Source organism: Pseudolysinimonas sp. (assembly GCF_049651805.1).
In the GTDB taxonomy this organism is placed as follows: domain Bacteria; phylum Actinomycetota; class Actinomycetes; order Actinomycetales; family Microbacteriaceae; genus Pseudolysinimonas_A.
On record NZ_JBASCU010000059.1, the window covers coordinates 1 to 16970 of the forward strand.

A 16970-nucleotide genomic window follows, 5' to 3' on the forward strand; every position below is an offset into this window, starting at 1 on the left:
CGCGCACGCTCTGTCCGCCAGTCAGCGAGCGTCCTGATCGGGATGCCCGTGTACTCGGCAAGCTCCTGCGGAGTCCAGAGGCGGGGGCGGTCGTCGCTCATACCAATGAGGTAGGCGGCACCACCCGTCGACCTCCAGCGAACCCCGTAGGACGGCCAAGAATCGAGTAAACGGACAGGTTCTCGGACAGCCGCGGTAACGACCATGCTCGTGCGTGACATCGCACTTCCCTAGTATCTCTAGGGAAGTACCGTCCCGAGGATCGCTCTCCGGTTCTCAGATCCTCAAGCCGAGCTGTACTTCGGGGTGTGATCCTCGGTTTCACGCATCGGGCCGCGTTCCTTCGGGAGCGCGGCCCTTCGCGTTGTGGCTCCGTCGGCCGCCGACTGCCTCGATTTGCGTCGAGTGCACGCAATGACCCAATAGCGCTCGACGCAAATCAGTGCTCTGGGCGATCAGCCGTCGCCGTAGAACCGCTTCTCGAACACCTGACGAGCAAGCCGCGTGGTGCGCAGGTAATCCTCTTCGAGCCGCGACGCACCCCCGGGCGGGTACTCCAGCAGCCGCGCGACGCCCTCGAGCTGCTGGCGATCGGTCGGCAGCACGTCGGCGGTCTTCGCGGTCCACAGGGTCATCGCCGAGCGGGCCCGCGACGCGATGAGCCAGGCGGCGCGCAACTTCTCGGCATCCTCGGCGGGCACCAAACCCGCCCCCGAGGCCGCCGCGAGAGCCGACAACGTGGATGTCGTGCGCAGCCCCGGTACCGCAGCCCCGTGCTGCAGCTGCAGCAGTTGCACGAACCACTCGACATCCGACAGCGACCCGCGACCGAGTTTGAGGTGCCGCGCCGGGTCGGCGCCCTGCGGCAACCGCTCGGATTCGACGCGCGCCTTGATTCGGCGCACCTCCCGCACATCGGCGGGAGCGATCTCGACGGGGTACCGGATCTCGTCGGCGAGCTCCTCGAACGCCGCGAGAACGCCGGGGTCGCCGACCACCCCGCGCGCGCGAAGCAGCGCCTGCGCCTCCCAGGTGAGCGACCAGCGCGCGTAATACGCCCGGTACGAGTCGAGCGAGCGGACGATCGCGCCGTTCTTGCCCTCCGGCCGCAGCCCGAGGTCGAGATCGAGCGGAAGCCGCAGGTCTTCGGTGAGCCGCGCCAGCTCGTGCACGATGTGCTCCGCGCGGCGTTGAGCCTCCTCGCCGTCGACGCCGGCCGGCCGGTAGACGTACATGACGTCGGCGTCGCTGCCGAAGCCGAGTTCCGCTCCCCCGTACCGGCCCATCGCGATGACGCCGAACTCGATGCCATCGCCGTAGCGATGCACGAGTGCCAGCACCCCGGTGAGCAGCGCGGTGGTGATGTCGCTGAGACCCTTGCCGAGCTCCTCGACGCTGATCTCGCCCAGAATGGCGCCCAGTGCGAGGCGCAGCACCTCACGCCGGCGAGCGGTGCGCAGGGCAGCGGCTGCGGCATCCTGATCGTCCCAGTGGCGGGCGACGGTCGCTGCGGTCTCCTCCAACAGCAGGGCCGCAGGCCGGGGCGAGAGCTCGCCGTCGGTCTCAAGCCAGACGACCGACTCGGGGATGCGCTCCAGCAGCACTCCCACGAACTTCGACCCCGACAGAACCGCGGTCAGGCGCTGCGCCGCTCCCGATGAGTCGCGCAGCATCCGCAGGAACCAGTACGCCTCGCCCAGGTCGTCGGAAAGACGCCGGAATGCCAACAGCCCCGCGTCGGGGTCGGCCCCCTCCGAGAACCACTGCAGCATGACCGGCAGCAGGTTGCGCTGGATCTGCGCGCGCCGCGACACTCCGGAGGTAAGCGCCGCGATGTGATGCAGGGCGCCCCGCGGGTCGCGGAAGCCGATCGCCGCCAGCCGGGCTTCGGCCTGCTCGCTGGTGAGCGCATACCCGTCATCGGGAAGCGCCGCCACCGCCGAGAGCAGGGGACGGTAGAACAGCCGCTCGTGCAGGGTGCGCACGTCGTGCTTGACCTTCTGCCAGGCCTCGACCACGCCGTCGGCGGTCGTGGCGAGTCCCGACGCTCGCGCGAGCACGCGCAGCTGCGCCTCCTCGCGCGGCATGAGGTGGGTGCGCCGCATCCGGGAGAGCTGGATGCGGTGCTCCAGCAGGCGCAAGAACCGGTAGTCGTGCGCGAAACCGGCGGCCTCGACGCGGCCGATGTAGCCCTGGTCCGCGAGGGCGAGCAGCGCATCGAGCGTGGAACGCTCGCGCACCGCGGGGTCTGCCTGCCCGTGCACGAGCTGCAGCAACTGGATGGTGAACTCGACATCGCGCAGGCCGCCCGGCCCGAGTTTGATCTGAATGTCGACCTCATCGGCCGGGATGTGCGCGGTGACCCGTTCGCGCATCCCCTGCACCGACTCGACGAAGTTCTCGCGTGACGCACTCGACCACACGAGCGGCGCGACCCCGGCGACGTAACGTTCGCCGAGCTCGCGGTCGCCGGCGAGCGGGCGGGCCTTGAGCAGCGCCTGGAACTCCCACGACTTGGCCCAGCGCTCGTAGTACGCGAGGTGGGAGTCGAGGGTGCGCACGAGCGCGCCGTCTTTGCCTTCCGGGCGGAGGTTGGCATCCACCTCCCACAGCGGCGGCTCGATGGCGAGTTCGGCGATGCCACGCATCGTCTCGCGGGCCAAGGCCGTCGCGATCTCGACCTCGCGGTCTCCCCCGTCGGTGACGAAGATCACGTCGACGTCGCTCAGGTAGTTGAGTTCGCGCGCGCCCGACTTGCCCATCCCGATGATCGCGAGTGGCGTCGCAGCGGCCTCCTCGGCGGGGAACCGGGTCGATCTGCGAGCGAGCGCCAACGAGGCGTCGAGTGCGGCGCCGGCGAGGTCCGCGAGACCGGCCGCCACGCGGTCGACGACAAGAGCTCCGTCGGGCTGCTCGAGGTCCCAGGCCGCGAGGCGCACCAGCTCGGCCCGGTACGCGGTGCGAAGCGCGTTCCAGGCCGCTTCGCCCTCCACGCCGTCGATCGAGGCGAGCAGCACCGCGCCCACCGCTTCGGCGTCGGAGGGCTCGGTGAGAGGGGCGCGAAAGACGGCGAGACGCTCCGGATGCCGCTCAAGAAAGGACGCCAACCCGGATGAAGCTCCGAGCACGCGGATGAGTCGCTCCGTAGCCGCAGAATCCTTCAGCACCGCATCCACTGCCTTGGTCGCCGTCGCGCGGAATCCGCCCAACAGCCGCAACGCCTGGTCGGGATCGGCGGCCAGCGCGAAGATCGGCGCGAGCGCACCCGGCATCGTGTCCAGCGCATCCCGCGCCGCACCGAGGTCGGCGAAGCCGAGCCTCGCCAGCTCGGTCAGCGTCGTCGTCGTCCGCGTCATGTGGTGCTCTCCCCGCAAAGCGGGTGGATTACAGGATCTCGAGGTTGCTCTCGAGCTCGAACGGCGTGACCTGGGCCCGGTAGCCGGCCCACTCGCGGCGCTTGTTGGCGAGCACATACTCGAAGACCTGCTCGCCGAGCGTCTCGGCGACCAGCTCGCTCTCCTCCATCAGGCCGAGGGCGTGATCGAGGGATGCCGGCAGGCTGCCATACCCGAGCGCCTTGCGTTCCGCAGGCGACATGCTCCAGACGTCGCCTTCCGCCTCGGGAGGCAGCTCGTACCCGTTCTCGATGCCCTTGAGCCCGGCCGCGAGCAGCAGCGCGAACGACAGGTACGGGTTCGCCGCCGAGTCGATCGCACGGTATTCGATGCGCGCGCTCTGGCCCTTGCCCGGCTTGTACAGCGGCACGCGCACGAGCGCCGAGCGGTTGTTGTGGCCCCAGGTGAGGTAGCTCGGGGCTTCGTCGCCGCCCCAGAGGCGCTTGTACGAGTTGACGAACTGGTTGGTGACCGCGGTGATCTCGGGCGCGTGGCGCAGCAACCCGGCGACGAACTGCTTGCCGATCGTGGAGAGCTGGTACTGCCCCGACGGGTCGAAAAAGGCGTTCGCGTCGCCCTCGAAGAGCGACATGTGGGTGTGCATGCCCGATCCGGGGTGCGCTGTCATCGGCTTCGGCATGAACGTCGCGTACACGCCCTGCTCGATCGCGACCTCTTTCACGACCGTGCGGAAGGTCATGATGTTGTCGGCCGTTGTCAGCGCGTCGGCGTAGCGCAGGTCGATCTCGTTCTGCCCGGGGCCGGCCTCGTGGTGGCTGAACTCGACCGAGATGCCGAGGTCTTCGAGCATCCGCACCGAGCGGCGACGGAAGTCGTTGGCGGTGCCACCGGGCACGTTGTCGAAGAAGCCCGCCGAGTCGACCGGCACGGGGAGTCCGTTTTCGAGCTTGCTCGACTTCAGCAGGTAGAACTCGATCTCGGGATGCGTGTAGAAGGTGAAACCGCGGTCAGCGGCCGACGCGAGGGCACGCTTGAGCACGTTGCGCGGGTCGGAGATCGCCGGCTGGCCGTCGGGGGTCGTGATGTCGCAGAACATGCGCGCCGTCGGATCGATCTCGCCGCGCCACGGCAGGATCTGGAACGTCGACGGGTCGGGCAACGCGAGCATGTCGGCCTCGTAGGCCCGGGACAGCCCTTCGATCGCGGAACCGTCGAACCCGACGCCCTCGTTGAACGCGCCCTCGACCTCGGCGGGCGCCAGCGCGACCGACTTGAGGGTGCCGACGACATCCGTGAACCACAGGCGCACGAACTTGACGCTGCGCTCCTCGATGGTGCGAAGAACGAAGTCGCGCTGCTTATCCACTCTGCTCCTTATCTGCGCCGCCGCTGCTGCGGCGCAGGCCGCTCCGCCGACCGCACGCGAGCGCTCGGCTCCGCTGGGTCCTCTCGGTACTTCGTCCCGGGTCACTGCGACCGTCATTAGGCTAGCAACATGCCTCGTCTGCGATTGGCGCTTGCTCAGTCCAATCCCATCGTCGGGGACTTCGCCGGCAACACCGACAAGCTGCTGGCCGCGGCGCACGAGGCCTGGGATGCCGGCGCCGACCTGTTGCTGACCGGCGAGATGACGATCAGCGGCTACCCGATCGAAGACCTCGCAGCACAACCCAGCTTCCTGCGGGCCGCCCGGGCCGCGATCGACGCGCTGCCCGCCCGACTCGTCGCGGAAGGGCTGGGCGACCTCGTCGTCGTGGTCGGCCACCCCGACGGCCCCTTCGAGCCGCGTCTGCTCGACACCTCGAATGCGCCCACGGCGATTGCGCAGAACTGCGCCACCGTCATCCAGGGCGGCAGCATCCGAGCCCGCTACGCGAAGCACCATCTGCCCAATTACTCCGTGTTCGACGAGTACCGCGTGTTCATCCCGGGCGACGAGCTGCTGGTCTTGCGAATGAAGGGCGTGGATGTCGCGGTCATCATCTGCGAGGACCTCTGGCGCGACGGTGGCCCGGTCGGTCGGGTGCTCGACGCGGATGCCGGGCTGCTGCTCGTGCTCAACGCGTCGCCGTACGAGCGCGACAAAGACGAGGTGCGCCTGCCGCTGGTGACCCGCCGGGCGGTGGAGACCGACACGATCGTCGCCTACGTGAACCTCGTCGGCGGGCAGGACGACCTGGTGTTCGACGGCGACTCGGTCGTCGTCGATGGCCAGGGCGTGATCCTGGCGCGGGCGCCGCAGTTCCGCGAGCACCTGCTGCTCGTCGACGTCGACCCGGCTTCCGCCGGTGCGCAGGACGTTCCCGACAACGTGCTGCGGGTTGAGGTGGATGCCCGCGGCGACGAAGCCGGCGTCTTGGAGCCCGACATCGCCGAGCTTCCCGACGACCGCGAGCAACTCTGGAACGCCCTCGTGCTCGGCCTGCGCGACTACGTCGAGAAGAACGGTTTCCCGTCCGTCGTGTTGGGCGTCTCGGGCGGCATCGACTCGAGCGTCTGTGCGGCCATCGCCGCCGACGCGATCGGCGCCGACCGGGTCTACGGCATCTCGATGCCGTCGCGATACTCGTCGGAAGGCTCGGTCGATGACGCCGCCGACCTGGCGCAGCGCATCGGCTTCCACTACTGGGTCGAACCGATCGGCGACATCGTCGCGGTGATCGAGAAGCAGTTCGGCCTGACCGGCGTGCCTGCCGAGAACGTGCAGGCGCGCGTGCGCGGGATGCTCTGGATGGCCGAGTCGAACCGCAACGGGCACCTCGCTCTCACCAACGGCAACAAGACCGAGGTCTCCGTCGGATACTCCACGATCTACGGCGACACCGCGGGCGGCTTCGCCCCGATCAAGGATGTACCGAAGACCCTCGTCTGGGAGCTCGCGAAGTGGCGTAACGAGCATGCCGCCGCCCGCGGCGAGACCCCGCCGATCCCCGAGGCCTCGATCACCAAGCCCCCCAGCGCCGAGCTGCGACCCGACCAGACCGACCAGGACACGCTGCCGCCCTACCCGCTGCTCGACGCCATCTTGGAGCTCTACGTGACCCAGCGCCTCGGCCGCGAAGACATCATCGACGCCGGCTACGACCGCACCACGGTCGAGTTCGTCGCGAAGCTCGTCGACCGCGCCGAGTGGAAGCGCCGCCAGGGTGCCATCGGCCCGAAGGTCTCGGGAATGGCGTTCGGCCGCGACCGCCGCCTGCCGATCACCTCACGCCCGGCGGGCTAGCCCGAAGCCCGACTAGCCTGGACCAATGGCAGACGAGGTCGTCAAACGCGTCCGTACCCGGCACTTCCACAACGCGAAGCAGCAGGGCATCAAGATCACCGGCCTCACGTCGTACGACATGCTGACCGCGGCCATCTTCGATAAGGCGGGCATCGACTTCCTGCTGGTCGGCGACTCGGCAGGCAACAACGTGCTCGGTTACGACACGACGGTGCCGGTGACCCTGGATGACCTCATCCCCCTCACCCGCGGCGTCGCGAGCGCCGTCAAGCGCGCGTTCGTCGTCGCCGACATGCCGTTCGGGTCGTACGAGACCTCCGCCGACGAGGCGCTGCATACGGCGTTCCGGTTCATGAAAGAGACCGGCGCCCACGCCGTGAAGCTCGAGGGTGGGGTGCGCAGCGCCGAGCAGATCCGGCGCATCGTGTCGGCCGGCATCCCGGTGATGGCGCACATCGGATTCACGCCGCAGAGCGAGCATCAGCTCGGCGGCCACGTCATCCAGGGTCGCGGCGAGACCGGCGTCGAGGCGCTGCTCGCCGACGCGAAGGCCGTCGAAGCCGCCGGCGCCTTCGCCGTGGTGCTTGAGATGGTGCCGAACGCCGCGGCGAAGCGCGTGACCGAGGCGGTCTCGATTCCCACGATCAGCGTCGGAGCCGGCCCCCACTGCGACGGCCAGTTGCTCGTCTGGACCGACTGGGCCGGCCTGACGACCGGTCGCATCCCGAAGTTCGTCAAGCAATACGCCAACATCGCCCAGGTGCTCGGGGATGCCGCCACGACCTGGGCCGCCGACGTCGCGTCGGGCGCCTACCCGGCCCCGGAGCACTCCTACGACGACGACTGACGACATGTCCCGCGCGTTCATCGGCATCTCCGGATGGCGGTACGCCGGTTGGCGGGGCGACTTCTACCCGCGCGGCTTGAGGCCGGCCGACGAACTCGCCTACGCCGCCGAACGCCTCGACTCGGTCGAGATCAACGGGTCGTTCTACTCACTTCAGCGACCCACCTCCTGGATGCGCTGGCGCGACGCGGCTGCCGACGACTTCGTCTTCGCCGTCAAGGGCCCCCGCTTCGTCACACACATGAAGCGACTCCGCGATGTCGAGGAGGCGCTCGCGAACTTCTTCGCCTCCGGCGTGCTGGCGCTCGCCGACAAGCTCGGCCCGATCGTGTGGCAGACCCCCGCCGACCTTCCGTACGACCCCGACCTGGTCGACGGCTTCCTCGATCTATTGCCGCGCACGACGGCAGGCGCCCGCGATCTGGCCCGTCGCAGGCACGAACGGATGCACGGCCGCGAGTATCTCGAGATCGACGCCGACCGGCCGCTGCGCCACGCGTTCGAGCCCCGGCATCCATCGTTCGACTCGGTCGAGTTCGCCACCGCAGCCGCCGCCCGCGAGGTCGCGATCGTCGTCGCCGACAGCGCAGGTACCTGGCCCGCGATCGATCGCGTCACGGAAGGATTCGTCTACGCGCGTCTGCACGGCGACACCGAGCTCTACGCGAGCGGCTACACGCCCGAGGCTGTGGATCACTGGGCGGAGTGGGTGCGAACGCATCTCGACGCTGGCCGCGACGCCTACGTGTACTTCGACAACGACGCCCGCGGTCACGCACCACACGATGCCGTGGCGCTGCGTTCGCGCCTCCAGGCGTGAGAATCGGTCCGTGAGCCAGGCGTCCGTCGGGATGGCGGCGCGGGTCTACCCGCCGTGGCGGAGTACGTTCTACCCGCTCGGTCTGCGCCAAGCCGACGAACGATTCCGCGCGCAGGCCGAGGATGCCGGGGGCGGGGTTGTGCTCGGCGACACCGCGAGACGCGCAGGCCCACTCGCGGCTCAGCAGTTAGCCGTCTGACTCGTCCTCGGCCGCCCAGGCGCGGGCCCGCTCCCGCGCGATCTCCGGCGCGCGTTCGGCGTCTGCGCGGCTTGCGTAGGGCCCGTCACGGTCGGATCCGAGGGACTGCGGCCCCTCCTCGACCTCACCGGTCTTGTGGTTGTACCACCACTCGCTCATGCCGAAAGCCTACGCTCGGTAGTCTCGAATCATGCCTCGTGACGACTCCGGACACCTGATCCCGGGTCGCATCGGAGCCTCCCGACAGGTGCCCGGCCGCATCCCGCGCCCCGAGTACGTCGGCCGGCCGGGGCCACGCCCGTACGACGGCGACGACCGCTACGACGCCGAACAGGTCGCTCGCATCCGCGCCGCCGGGCGCATCGCCGCGCAAGCCGTCGAAGCGGTGGCTGCCGCGATCCGCCCCGGCGTGACCACCGACGAGCTGGATGCCGTCGGGCACGACTTCCTCGTCGCGCACGATGCCTACCCCTCCGCGCTCGGCTACCGCGGATTCCCGAAGTCGATCTGCACCTCGGTCAACGAGGCCATCTGCCACGGGATCCCCGACGACACGGTGCTGCTCGATGGTGACATCGTGAAGGTCGATATCACCGCGTTCAAAGATGGGATGCACGGCGACCTCTGTGCCGCTTTCGGCGTCGGCGACGTCGCGCCCGACGCCGCCGACCTATTGGAGCGCACCAGGGAGGCGCTGAACCGCGGCATCCGCTCCGTCGCGCCGGGTCGCGAGATCAACGTCATCGGTCGAGCCATCGAGAGTTACGCGCGACGCTTCGGCTACGGAGTCGTGCGCGACTACACCGGTCATGGCGTCGGCGAGGCGTTCCACTCCGGCCTCGTCGTGCCCCATTACGATTCCGCACCCGACCACGCGACCGTGATGCAGCCCGGCATGGTGTTTACGGTCGAGCCGATGCTGACCCTCGGGACGCCCGAACAGCCGGGCACCGTCGAGTGGGACGAGTGGGACGACGGCTGGACCATCGTGACGCGCGACGGCACCCTGACCGTCCAGTTCGAGCACACGATCGTGGTGACGGAGCGCGGCGCCGAGATCCTGACGCGGCCATGAGGCAAGATGCAGGCATGGCCACGACGAGCCTCGCCATCGGAATCGATATCGGCGGTACCGGAATCAAAGGTGCCCTCGTCGATGTGACGACCGGCGAGCTGGCCAGCGAGCGGCTGAAGGTGGCCACCCCCCAGGGGGGCGAACCGGCCGACATCGTCGCCGAAGTGGCCGCGATGGTGGAACGGTTCGGCGACAGCACCGGGAAGGTGCCGGTCGGAGTCTGCTTCCCCGCCGTGGTGATCGGTGGCCGCACGATGTCGGCCGCAAACATCTCGAAGCGCTGGATCGGGCTGCCCGCCGAGTCGCTGTTCGAACAGACCCTGGGTCGCGACATCGTCTTCGTCAACGATGCGGATGCCGCTGGCGTAGCCGAACTGCACTTCGGAGCCGCCCGGAACCGCCGCGGGCTCGTGATCATGACGACCCTCGGCACCGGAATCGGCAGCTCCTTCCTCTACGACGGCGTGCTCATCCCCAACACCGAACTCGGTCACCTCGAGATCGACGGCAAGGATGCCGAACGTCGGGCCTCGTTCGCCGCGAAGGAACGCGGTCGGTACACCTGGGCACGGTGGGCGAAGTACCTGCAGCGGTATTACGAGACCGTCGAGATGCTCTTCTCCCCCACCCTGTTCGTCGTCGGCGGAGGCGTCTCGAAGGAAGCCGACCAGTTCCTGCCGTTGCTCAAGCTGCGCACCCCGATCGTGCCGGCCGAGCTGCGCAACAACGCCGGCATCCTCGGTGCTGCCTGGCTTGCCGCCCGATTGCTCTGACCCGACCCCCATCTCGGGCCTTCCGGCCCGCTTCGCGGCACCTTCGCGCACGGTTTCGCCATATTTCAGTTGTATGAAGTTCTGGCTACGGGGGGAGACAAACATTCACTTCGTCCGCTACCGTCAATGCACAGTTGCTCCGATCGACGGAGTCTTGCGCCAGAAAGCAGTACGTAATGCCCAGTGGAACCGTGAAGTGGTTCAATGCCGAAAAGGGTTTCGGCTTTATCGTCCCGGACGACGGATCGCAGGATCTGTTCGCCCACTACTCCGCGATCGAGGCGTCGGGTTACCGGTCCCTCGAAGAGGGACAGAAGGTCACGTTCGAGGTCGCGCAGGGCCCCAAGGGCCCGCAGGCCGCGAGCATCAAGATCGCCTGATCCCACAAACTGCGAACGCGTCGTCCCTTCGGGGGTGGCGCGTTCGTGCGTCTGCGGCGCCGTGAGGGCTTCGGGGTGCAAACGGGTCGGCCGATACGCCGGGTTCTGTCCCCAACCTTTCGGCTGAGTGACGGCCATCTCTCTCGGGACTACGTTGCCGCAGCCCTCTAGCGGTCTACCCGGGAACTCGGGGGGCCCCCTCAAGCGTTCCCTGTCTGACCTTGCACCAGGCGAGGTTTACCCAGCGAGCCCGATCACTCGGGCCCCTGGTGGTCTCTTACACCACCGTTTCACCCTTACCGCCGACCCGAAGGCCGGAGGCGGTCTGCTCTCTGTTGCACTTTCTCGCGGATCACTCCGGGTGGGTGTTACCCACCGCCCTGCCCTGTGGTGCCCGGACGTTCCTCGGCACCGCTCCGAAGAGCGACGACGCGACCGTCTGGCCGGCCCGTTTGCCTTCTTAGGGTACCTCGGGGCGGGCGAACGACATCTTCTTGTCCATCGACTCATTCGCCAGTCGGTCGGCTCGCGAGTTCTCTAGGCGCGGGATCCATTCGAAGGCCACCGGGGTGCCGATGAGGAGATCGCGGGCCTCGGCGGCGAGGTTGGCCATGTCGGGATGTTTGATCTTCCAGCGTCCACTCATCTGCTCGACCACGAGTTTCGAGTCGAGCCGGATGCGGAGTTCGGCGTTCGGGTCGATCGCGAGGGCGCGCCTGACGCCGGCGATCATCCCGGAGTACTCGGCGACGTTGTTGGTGGCGACCCCGACGTACACGCCGAGTTCGGCGAGCACCTCCCCCGTGGCTTCGTCAATGACGACCGAACCACCGGCCGCGATTCCCGGGTTGCCCCGCGATCCGCCGTCCGCTTCGACGATGAGCCGGCGCGCCCGCGCTGACGTCACAGTCCCGATTCCGCGGTGCGCACCAGGATCGCGCTCGAGTCGGGACACAGGATGACGTCGTCGGGATCCGCCGCGCGGATCTTCGTCATGTCGGTCGCGGCGAGGGCCACACCGCTCGCGCTCGACACCCCGCCACGCAGGTGCGAGGCACCCGTTCCGTACCGCTCGCGTTGCTTCTCGTAGAGGGCGAGCAGATCGGCCGGCACCTTGGCCGCGACCGTCTGCCGACCGGCCGCCGCCTGAGCCCGCGCCGCCTCGATCTCGGCGAGAGCTGCATCGCGCGCTGAGGTCGCCTCGGCGATCGCGCTGGAGAGCGTGGCGAGCTCCCCCTCGGTCGCGGCAAGGTCGGCCTCGCGCTGTTCGAGGGTCTCCATGACGGCGAGCTCGATGTCTTCCAGGTCGCTCTTGCGACGCCCGAGGGCCTCGAGTTCCTGTTCCAACGCGGCCACGTCTTTCACCGAGGCGCTCGTGTTCAGCCGCTCCGTGTCGCGGACGATGCGCGCCTGAACCACCTCGACATCCGCTTCGGTGCGCTTCAGCTCGAGCCGCACATCCTCGGCCGCGCCGGACTGCTCGGCACGGGTGCGCTCGAGGGCGGTACGCGTCGAGTCCAGCCGGTCGACGATCTCGCGCTCGGGCAGCTTCTCGGCCCGCCGTGCGAGTTGCCGCAGGGTGGTGTCGAGTGTTTGCAGCTCCAGCAGCAGCGCCTGGTCTTCGGGGGCGGCCTTCAGACCCATTCGTTCCTCTTCCTCATACGATCGCGAATTCCCAGGGGTCGGTGCGCAGGTCGCTCACCGTGACCTCGACGCCCGGCAGGGCCTCGCGCAGCTGCGCGGCGGCGACGTCGAGCCACAACCATTCGCTCGCCCAGTGCGACACGTCGATGAGCGCCGGGCCGCGTGACACCCGGGCGTTCTCGCGCGCTTCGGACGCCGGGTGGTGGCGCAGGTCGCTCGTGATGTAGACGTCGGCGGCGAGAACCTCGGGCAGCGCGAGGTAGGCATCACCCGCGCCGGCGCACAGCGCGACCCGGGTCACCGGGCGGTCGTACTCCCCTGCGACCCTGATGCCTTGCGCGGTGGCCGGAAGGATGTCGGAGAGCCCGCGGGCCAGCCGCCCGAGTGTCGTCGGCTCGGCCAGGTCGCCGACGCGCCCGATGCCATGCGTCGGGTTCGCCGGCGACGGGACGAGCGGGCGGGCGTCGAGAAGCCCCAGGCGCTCGGCCAGTACGGCCGAGGTGCCGGCGGTGACGACATCTGCATTGGTGTGCGCCGCGAGCAGCGCGCAGCCCGCGCGGATGAGGCGGGCGACCACGGCACCCTTGTATCGGGTCTCGGCGACCGTCGTCACCCCCCGCAGCAGCAGCGGGTGGTGCACGAGCAACAGGTCGGCGTGCGCCTCGATCGCCTCGTCGACGGTGTCGAGCACCGCATCGACGGCGAGGTGGATGCGGCGCACGTCGGCTCCCGGATCTCCCGACAGCAGACCCACGGCATCCCACGGTTCCGCTCCCGCGACCGGCCAGAGCGCCTCGACGCACGTCTCGACGTCGGCGAGGGTGGACCCCGTAATGGTCATCCGTTCAGTCTACGAGCGTGCGTTCCTGTCGGCGGATCGCCGGCACCGCGGTGGCCAGGGGCAGCAGGATGCCGAGAATGAGCGCGACGAGCACTCCGAAGTCGCTGGTGAGCAGCTGGTCGCCCTCCCCGAGACCGAGGAACGGAAGGAGGTACCCTTGCCAGCCCAGTCCCGTGAGTGTGGCCGAAGTCAGCCCGAAGCCGATGCCGCTGATCACCACGAGCCCGATCAGGTTGGGCCAACGCACCGCCGGGTACACACCGCCCCGACGCAGCAGCGACTCGCCGTCGAATCGGCGGCGGCGGAGCATGACCTCGGCGCCGAGGATGCCCGCCCAGGCGGCGACCGGAACGGCGATCGTCGTCGCGACGTCGACGATGAGGCCGCGAGCATCCCCGACCAGGAAGATCAGTACGGCACCGACGCCGAGCACCAGCACCCCGGCGATCGCCGTCGTCGCCGATCGTCGGGCCGGGACGCCGAGCGACTGCAGCGCGAACCCTCCGGAGTAGATGGTCAGCACGACGCCTGAGATCAGGCCCAGCCCGAGCGCGGCGAGGAGTGGCGCCGGGTACCACAGCGGCAGGAGCGCGGCGATCGTGTAGAGCGGGTTGGTGGCGAGACCGTCGGCGATGAGGGGGTCGGATGCCGCGAGGAGCGCGCCCCAGGCGACGAGGATGAGGGCCGGCAGGGTCGCGCCGAAGGCCGCCCAGAGAGCCGTTGCGCCCCCATCGCTCCCGGGGCGCTGGTAGCGCGCGACGTCGGCACTGGAGTGCACCCAGGCGAGCCCCACGAAACTGAACACCACCACGACCCCGGTGACCAACAGCATCCACGGCCCGTCGGCGACGCTCTGCGCCGCGGCGAGGTCGACACGCGGGAAGGTGAGCAACACCACACCGACGACGAGCACCCCGGTCAGGATGCTCAGCACCAGTTGCACGCGGGCGATCAGCCCGTAGCCGAAGATCGCCACGACGAAGGCCAGCGCGAATCCGGCGCCGAGCCCGACGAGGGTCCACAGCTGTGCCCCGAGGCCGGCGTCGAGGCCGGCGTCCACGAGTACGGCGGCGACTCCGGTCGCGAGTACCCAGAGCAGGGCGGCGCCCCAGAAGACCCGCGAAATCAGCGCGAGAACTGCGGGCAGACCGTTGCCCGCGATGCCGAAGGTCGCGCGCGAGACGATCATCGTCGGCTGCCCGCTCCACTTGCCGGCGAGGGTGACGAGGCCGAGCGGGAGGCAGGAGAGGGCGACGCCGAGGAAGATCGCGACGAGCGCCTGACGCAGGCTCATGCCCATCCCGAACAGCACGGCACCGGCGGTCAGCGACACGACAGACGAATTCGCGGCGAACCACAGCCAGAACAGGCGAGCGGCGCGACCGGCGCGCAGGTCGAGCGCGGTCGGCTCCGGCCCGGCCGACTCGATGAGAAGGGCAGGATGCGACTGCGGCTGTTCGTCGACGAGGGCGGGCTCGTCGTCGGCGAGACGCACCGTCGGGATGGGCTCCGACGGCGGAGCGACGACATGCACCGAACCGGTCGAGTCGACGACGATCGCTCCGGCCCTGTAGGCGCGATCGACGTCGTCGACGACGTCGTCGTCCTCCTCCAGCGGCGCGTCGGCGACGTCATCGGCCGGCGCGGCGGGAGGAGTCTCGGTGAAGCGCTCGTCGTCGGGGTGCGGCAGCGGGGGTCCGAACTCCTGGAGAGCCTGCGCAGTCGGGTCATACGGCGGAATCGCTGCCGGCTCGATCCCGACGGGCGGCGGAAGGTGGGCGAAGTCGTTCATCACCGGCGGTGGCAGGTCGACAGCGGCGGTGACCGGTGGTGCGCCGAACACCGAAGGGGGTGGCAGCGGCGGGGCTGCGGGTGGAGGCGCCAGCGAGGGGATCTCGACCGCACCGGTGGTCGGGGCGGGAGGTTCGACCAGCGGCGGAGGTGCCAGGAAGGGCGGCTCCACGAGGTGGGGCGGCTCCGGGGGCGGCGCTTCCCGGAAACCAGCAGGCGCCCAGGTCGGCGGCTCGGCAGCTTGTGCGGGTTCCGGGGTGGCGACAGGTTCTTCCGGTGGTGCCGGTTCTGTCGGGGGCTCAGGCGGCGCGAAACCCTCCGGCGGCGCGAAACCCTCGGGAGGCCCGAAGCCCTCGGGCGGCCGGAAACCCTCGGGAGGCGTCGGGCGTAGGAACGTCGGCGGTGCCGGGAACAGCGGCCCGTCGGGATGCGGCGGGGCAGTCGCTTCGGTGGCGGGTGGCGCGACGGGCACGGGCTCGGGCTCGGGCTCGGAAACTGGAGCCTCGGCCGCACCGGCTTCGTCGGCGCGGCGTCGCAGTTCGTTCTCGAGCCGTTCGATCGCCTCGAGGGTCGGGCTCGTCGAGGTCTCGGGCGTCGGATCGACTACTTCTCCCTGCACGATCGCCTCTGCCGGTTCCAACGCTTCTGCCGGCGCAACGGCTTTTGCCGGCTCAACGACCTCTGCCGGCGCAACGGCTTCTGCCGGCTCAACGGCCTCTGCCGGCTCTGCGTCGGGGGCATCCGCTGGCGGCGCCATCAGCGGTTCGACGGGCGGGATGATGGAGACCGGCGATGTGTACGACGCGACCTCGGCGGCCATCGCCTCGGCGAGGGCGTCGTCGTCGAAATCAGGACCGGCATCCGATCCCGGCGGGGTGTAGGTAGACCGGCGGGCACCCGTGGGCACGTAGGGGTCGGCGTCGGCCCCCGGTGTGCCTGTGCCCGATGGTTCGTCGGTCATGCTCGGATTCTAGGTGCGAGGGATGCTCCGCGCGGCGCGACGAGCCGAAACCAGCACGGCGAGTCCGACGAGCACGAGCCCGAAGCCGACCCAGCCGATGGGGGTCAGCCGCTCCCCCACGACGAGTACCGCGAGCACGGTGGCGACCACCGGCTCGAGCAAGGTGATCGTCGTCGCGGCCGAGCTGCGCACTGATCGCAGTCCGATCCCGAACAGCAGGTAGGCCAGGAACATCGGCCCGAGTACGAGATAGGCGCTCAACCCGACCGATGTCGAGGACTGCGTCAGCGGCCCGCCGATGGCCGCCAAGACGACCAGCAGCGGCACCGCGCCGAGCCCGAACATCCCGCCCATGACGCCTCGGGAGGGATGCCCGGCGCGGATCGCCCGCGACGATGCGTAGGTGTACAGCGCGTAGGCCAGGCCGGCAAGCAGCCCGACCGCGATGCCGAGCGCCGCCAGCCCCGGCGATGCGGCCGCCCCACCTTCCTGACGACCGAACGCCAGAAGCGTGATGCCGAGCACGGCAAGAGCGGTCGAGACCAGCCAGCGCGCCGACAACCGTTCCCGTTCGACCACCCATTCGATGAGTGCCGCGAACACCGGGCCGGAACCGAGGGCCACGACGTTGCCCACCGCCACCCCGACGATGTCCATCCCGGTATAGAACGCCAACGGGTAGACGACGACGCCGATCGCCCCGATGGCGGCCCAGCGGCGACCGACGGCATCCCGGAGCACCGCACCCGAGAGCCGCGGCGCAGTGACGAGCAGCAACAGCCCGCCGATTCCCATGGTCGCGGCGCCGACCGCGAGGGGGCTGACATCGTCGGGCAGGAAGGTCGCCGTCGTGCCGGTCGTGCCCCAGAGCAGACACGCGAGCACGAGGGCGACGATTCCCGAGATCCGCGCGCCCGCCACTCCATGACGATAGCGACGAATCGGCGGTGGGCCCTGAGGGACTCGAACCCCCGGCATCCTCGGTGTAAACGAGGCGCTCTACCAACTGAGCTAAGAGCCCGCGACGCGCTCGATGTTACCGGGTCGCCCTAAAGTG

15 protein-coding genes, 1 tRNA gene and 1 other RNA gene are annotated in these 16970 nt (G+C 69.4%); 7 read left to right on the forward strand and 10 right to left on the reverse strand.

All coding sequences use genetic code 11. The features are described 5' to 3' along the window. Window positions 1-455 precede the first annotated feature (455 nt). Together WBL06_RS14375 and WBL06_RS14380 are read right to left on the reverse strand one after the other, a co-directional pair. On the reverse strand, window positions 456-3356 hold the full coding sequence (locus WBL06_RS14375) for a bifunctional [glutamine synthetase] adenylyltransferase/[glutamine synthetase]-adenylyl-L-tyrosine phosphorylase (RefSeq protein ID WP_424457198.1): 2901 nt from the start codon (window positions 3354-3356) through the stop codon (window positions 456-458). 28 nt (window positions 3357-3384) lie between these two features. Further along, window positions 3385-4722 (reverse strand): glutamine synthetase family protein, encoded by a 1338-nt coding sequence (locus WBL06_RS14380; protein ID WP_424457200.1) that lies wholly within the window; start codon window positions 4720-4722, stop codon window positions 3385-3387. Window positions 4723-4851: 129 nt separating this feature from the next. Here WBL06_RS14380 and WBL06_RS14385 point away from each other — a divergent pair, with 129 nt between their 5' ends. Genes WBL06_RS14385 through WBL06_RS14400 form a run of 4 tightly spaced genes read left to right on the forward strand, consistent with a single transcriptional unit; the run spans window position 4852 to window position 8448 of the window. Further along, window positions 4852-6582: an NAD+ synthase gene (locus WBL06_RS14385; RefSeq protein WP_424457202.1), complete on the forward strand. Its 1731-nt coding sequence runs from the start codon at window positions 4852-4854 to the stop codon at window positions 6580-6582. A 25-nt stretch (window positions 6583-6607) separates the two neighbouring features. Further along, a complete protein-coding gene (panB, locus tag WBL06_RS14390; RefSeq protein ID WP_424457204.1) occupies window positions 6608-7429 on the forward strand; it encodes a 3-methyl-2-oxobutanoate hydroxymethyltransferase in 822 nt (273 codons plus the stop codon). A gap of 4 nt (window positions 7430-7433) precedes the next feature. Next, entirely contained in the window at window positions 7434-8249 is an 816-nt protein-coding gene (locus WBL06_RS14395) for a DUF72 domain-containing protein (protein ID WP_424457206.1), read from the forward strand. Window positions 8250-8259: 10 nt separating this feature from the next. Next, the gene (locus tag WBL06_RS14400; RefSeq protein WP_424457208.1) at window positions 8260-8448 is read left to right on the forward strand and encodes a hypothetical protein; all 189 of its coding nucleotides are present in this window, start codon (window positions 8260-8262) and stop codon (window positions 8446-8448) included. Here WBL06_RS14400 and WBL06_RS14405 read toward each other — a convergent pair. Then, window positions 8437-8607 (reverse strand): methionine aminopeptidase, encoded by a 171-nt coding sequence (locus tag WBL06_RS14405; RefSeq protein ID WP_424457210.1) that lies wholly within the window; start codon window positions 8605-8607, stop codon window positions 8437-8439. The two genes, WBL06_RS14400 and WBL06_RS14405, sit on opposite strands and share 12 nt — an antisense overlap. A gap of 31 nt (window positions 8608-8638) precedes the next feature. Here WBL06_RS14405 and map point away from each other — a divergent pair, with 31 nt between their 5' ends. The 3 genes from map (at window position 8639) to WBL06_RS14420 (ending at window position 10676) form a co-directional block, all read left to right on the forward strand. Beyond that, a complete protein-coding gene (map, locus tag WBL06_RS14410; protein WP_424457211.1) occupies window positions 8639-9523 on the forward strand; it encodes a type I methionyl aminopeptidase in 885 nt (294 codons plus the stop codon). 14 nt (window positions 9524-9537) lie between these two features. Further along, window positions 9538-10296, forward strand: a complete 759-nt coding sequence (ppgK, locus tag WBL06_RS14415) for a polyphosphate--glucose phosphotransferase (protein ID WP_424457213.1) — start codon at window positions 9538-9540, stop codon at window positions 10294-10296. A gap of 176 nt (window positions 10297-10472) precedes the next feature. Then, the gene (locus tag WBL06_RS14420; RefSeq protein WP_191281889.1) at window positions 10473-10676 is read left to right on the forward strand and encodes a cold-shock protein; all 204 of its coding nucleotides are present in this window, start codon (window positions 10473-10475) and stop codon (window positions 10674-10676) included. Window positions 10677-10754: 78 nt separating this feature from the next. On the opposite strand, the gene rnpB is transcribed toward WBL06_RS14420, so the two are convergent. The 7 genes from rnpB to WBL06_RS14455 all read right to left on the reverse strand — a co-directional run bounded on the left by rnpB (window position 10755) and on the right by WBL06_RS14455 (window position 16934). Beyond that, window positions 10755-11127: RNase P RNA component class A (rnpB, locus tag WBL06_RS14425), an RNA gene on the reverse strand. Window positions 11128-11136: 9 nt separating this feature from the next. Continuing rightward, window positions 11137-11583, reverse strand: a complete 447-nt coding sequence (locus WBL06_RS14430; RefSeq protein ID WP_424457215.1) for a reverse transcriptase-like protein — start codon at window positions 11581-11583, stop codon at window positions 11137-11139. After that, a complete protein-coding gene (locus tag WBL06_RS14435) occupies window positions 11580-12320 on the reverse strand; it encodes a zinc ribbon domain-containing protein (RefSeq protein WP_424457217.1) in 741 nt (246 codons plus the stop codon). The genes WBL06_RS14430 and WBL06_RS14435 overlap by 4 nt, the downstream gene beginning before the upstream one ends. A 13-nt stretch (window positions 12321-12333) precedes the next feature. Next, window positions 12334-13161 (reverse strand): Nif3-like dinuclear metal center hexameric protein, encoded by an 828-nt coding sequence (locus tag WBL06_RS14440; RefSeq protein WP_424457218.1) that lies wholly within the window; start codon window positions 13159-13161, stop codon window positions 12334-12336. A 4-nt stretch (window positions 13162-13165) separates the two neighbouring features. After that, the gene (locus tag WBL06_RS14445) at window positions 13166-15913 is read right to left on the reverse strand and encodes a cytosine permease (protein WP_424457220.1); all 2748 of its coding nucleotides are present in this window, start codon (window positions 15911-15913) and stop codon (window positions 13166-13168) included. Window positions 15914-15922: 9 nt separating this feature from the next. Continuing rightward, entirely contained in the window at window positions 15923-16834 is a 912-nt protein-coding gene (locus WBL06_RS14450) for a DMT family transporter (RefSeq protein WP_424457222.1), read from the reverse strand. Between the two features lie 27 nt (window positions 16835-16861). After that, window positions 16862-16934: transfer RNA gene (locus tag WBL06_RS14455), tRNA-Val, on the reverse strand. Between the last annotated feature and the right edge of the window lie 36 nt (window positions 16935-16970).

Bases quoted from the DNA above. Each gene is read 5' to 3' on its own strand.
- WBL06_RS14375 (WP_424457198.1), bottom strand. From the start codon at position 3,356: ATGACGCGGACGACGACGACGCTGACCGAGCTGGCGAGGCTCGGCTTC.
- WBL06_RS14385 (WP_424457202.1), top strand. From the start codon at position 4,852: ATGCCTCGTCTGCGATTGGCGCTTGCTCAGTCCAATCCCATCGTCGGG.
- panB (WP_424457204.1), top strand. From the start codon at position 6,608: ATGGCAGACGAGGTCGTCAAACGCGTCCGTACCCGGCACTTCCACAAC.
- WBL06_RS14395 (WP_424457206.1), top strand. From the start codon at position 7,434: ATGTCCCGCGCGTTCATCGGCATCTCCGGATGGCGGTACGCCGGTTGG.
- WBL06_RS14405 (WP_424457210.1), bottom strand. From the start codon at position 8,607: ATGAGCGAGTGGTGGTACAACCACAAGACCGGTGAGGTCGAGGAGGGG.
- map (WP_424457211.1), top strand. From the start codon at position 8,639: ATGCCTCGTGACGACTCCGGACACCTGATCCCGGGTCGCATCGGAGCC.
- ppgK (WP_424457213.1), top strand. From the start codon at position 9,538: ATGGCCACGACGAGCCTCGCCATCGGAATCGATATCGGCGGTACCGGA.
- WBL06_RS14420 (WP_191281889.1), top strand. From the start codon at position 10,473: ATGCCCAGTGGAACCGTGAAGTGGTTCAATGCCGAAAAGGGTTTCGGC.
- WBL06_RS14435 (WP_424457217.1), bottom strand. From the start codon at position 12,320: ATGGGTCTGAAGGCCGCCCCCGAAGACCAGGCGCTGCTGCTGGAGCTG.
- WBL06_RS14440 (WP_424457218.1), bottom strand. From the start codon at position 13,161: ATGACCATTACGGGGTCCACCCTCGCCGACGTCGAGACGTGCGTCGAG.
- WBL06_RS14445 (WP_424457220.1), bottom strand. From the start codon at position 15,913: ATGACCGACGAACCATCGGGCACAGGCACACCGGGGGCCGACGCCGAC.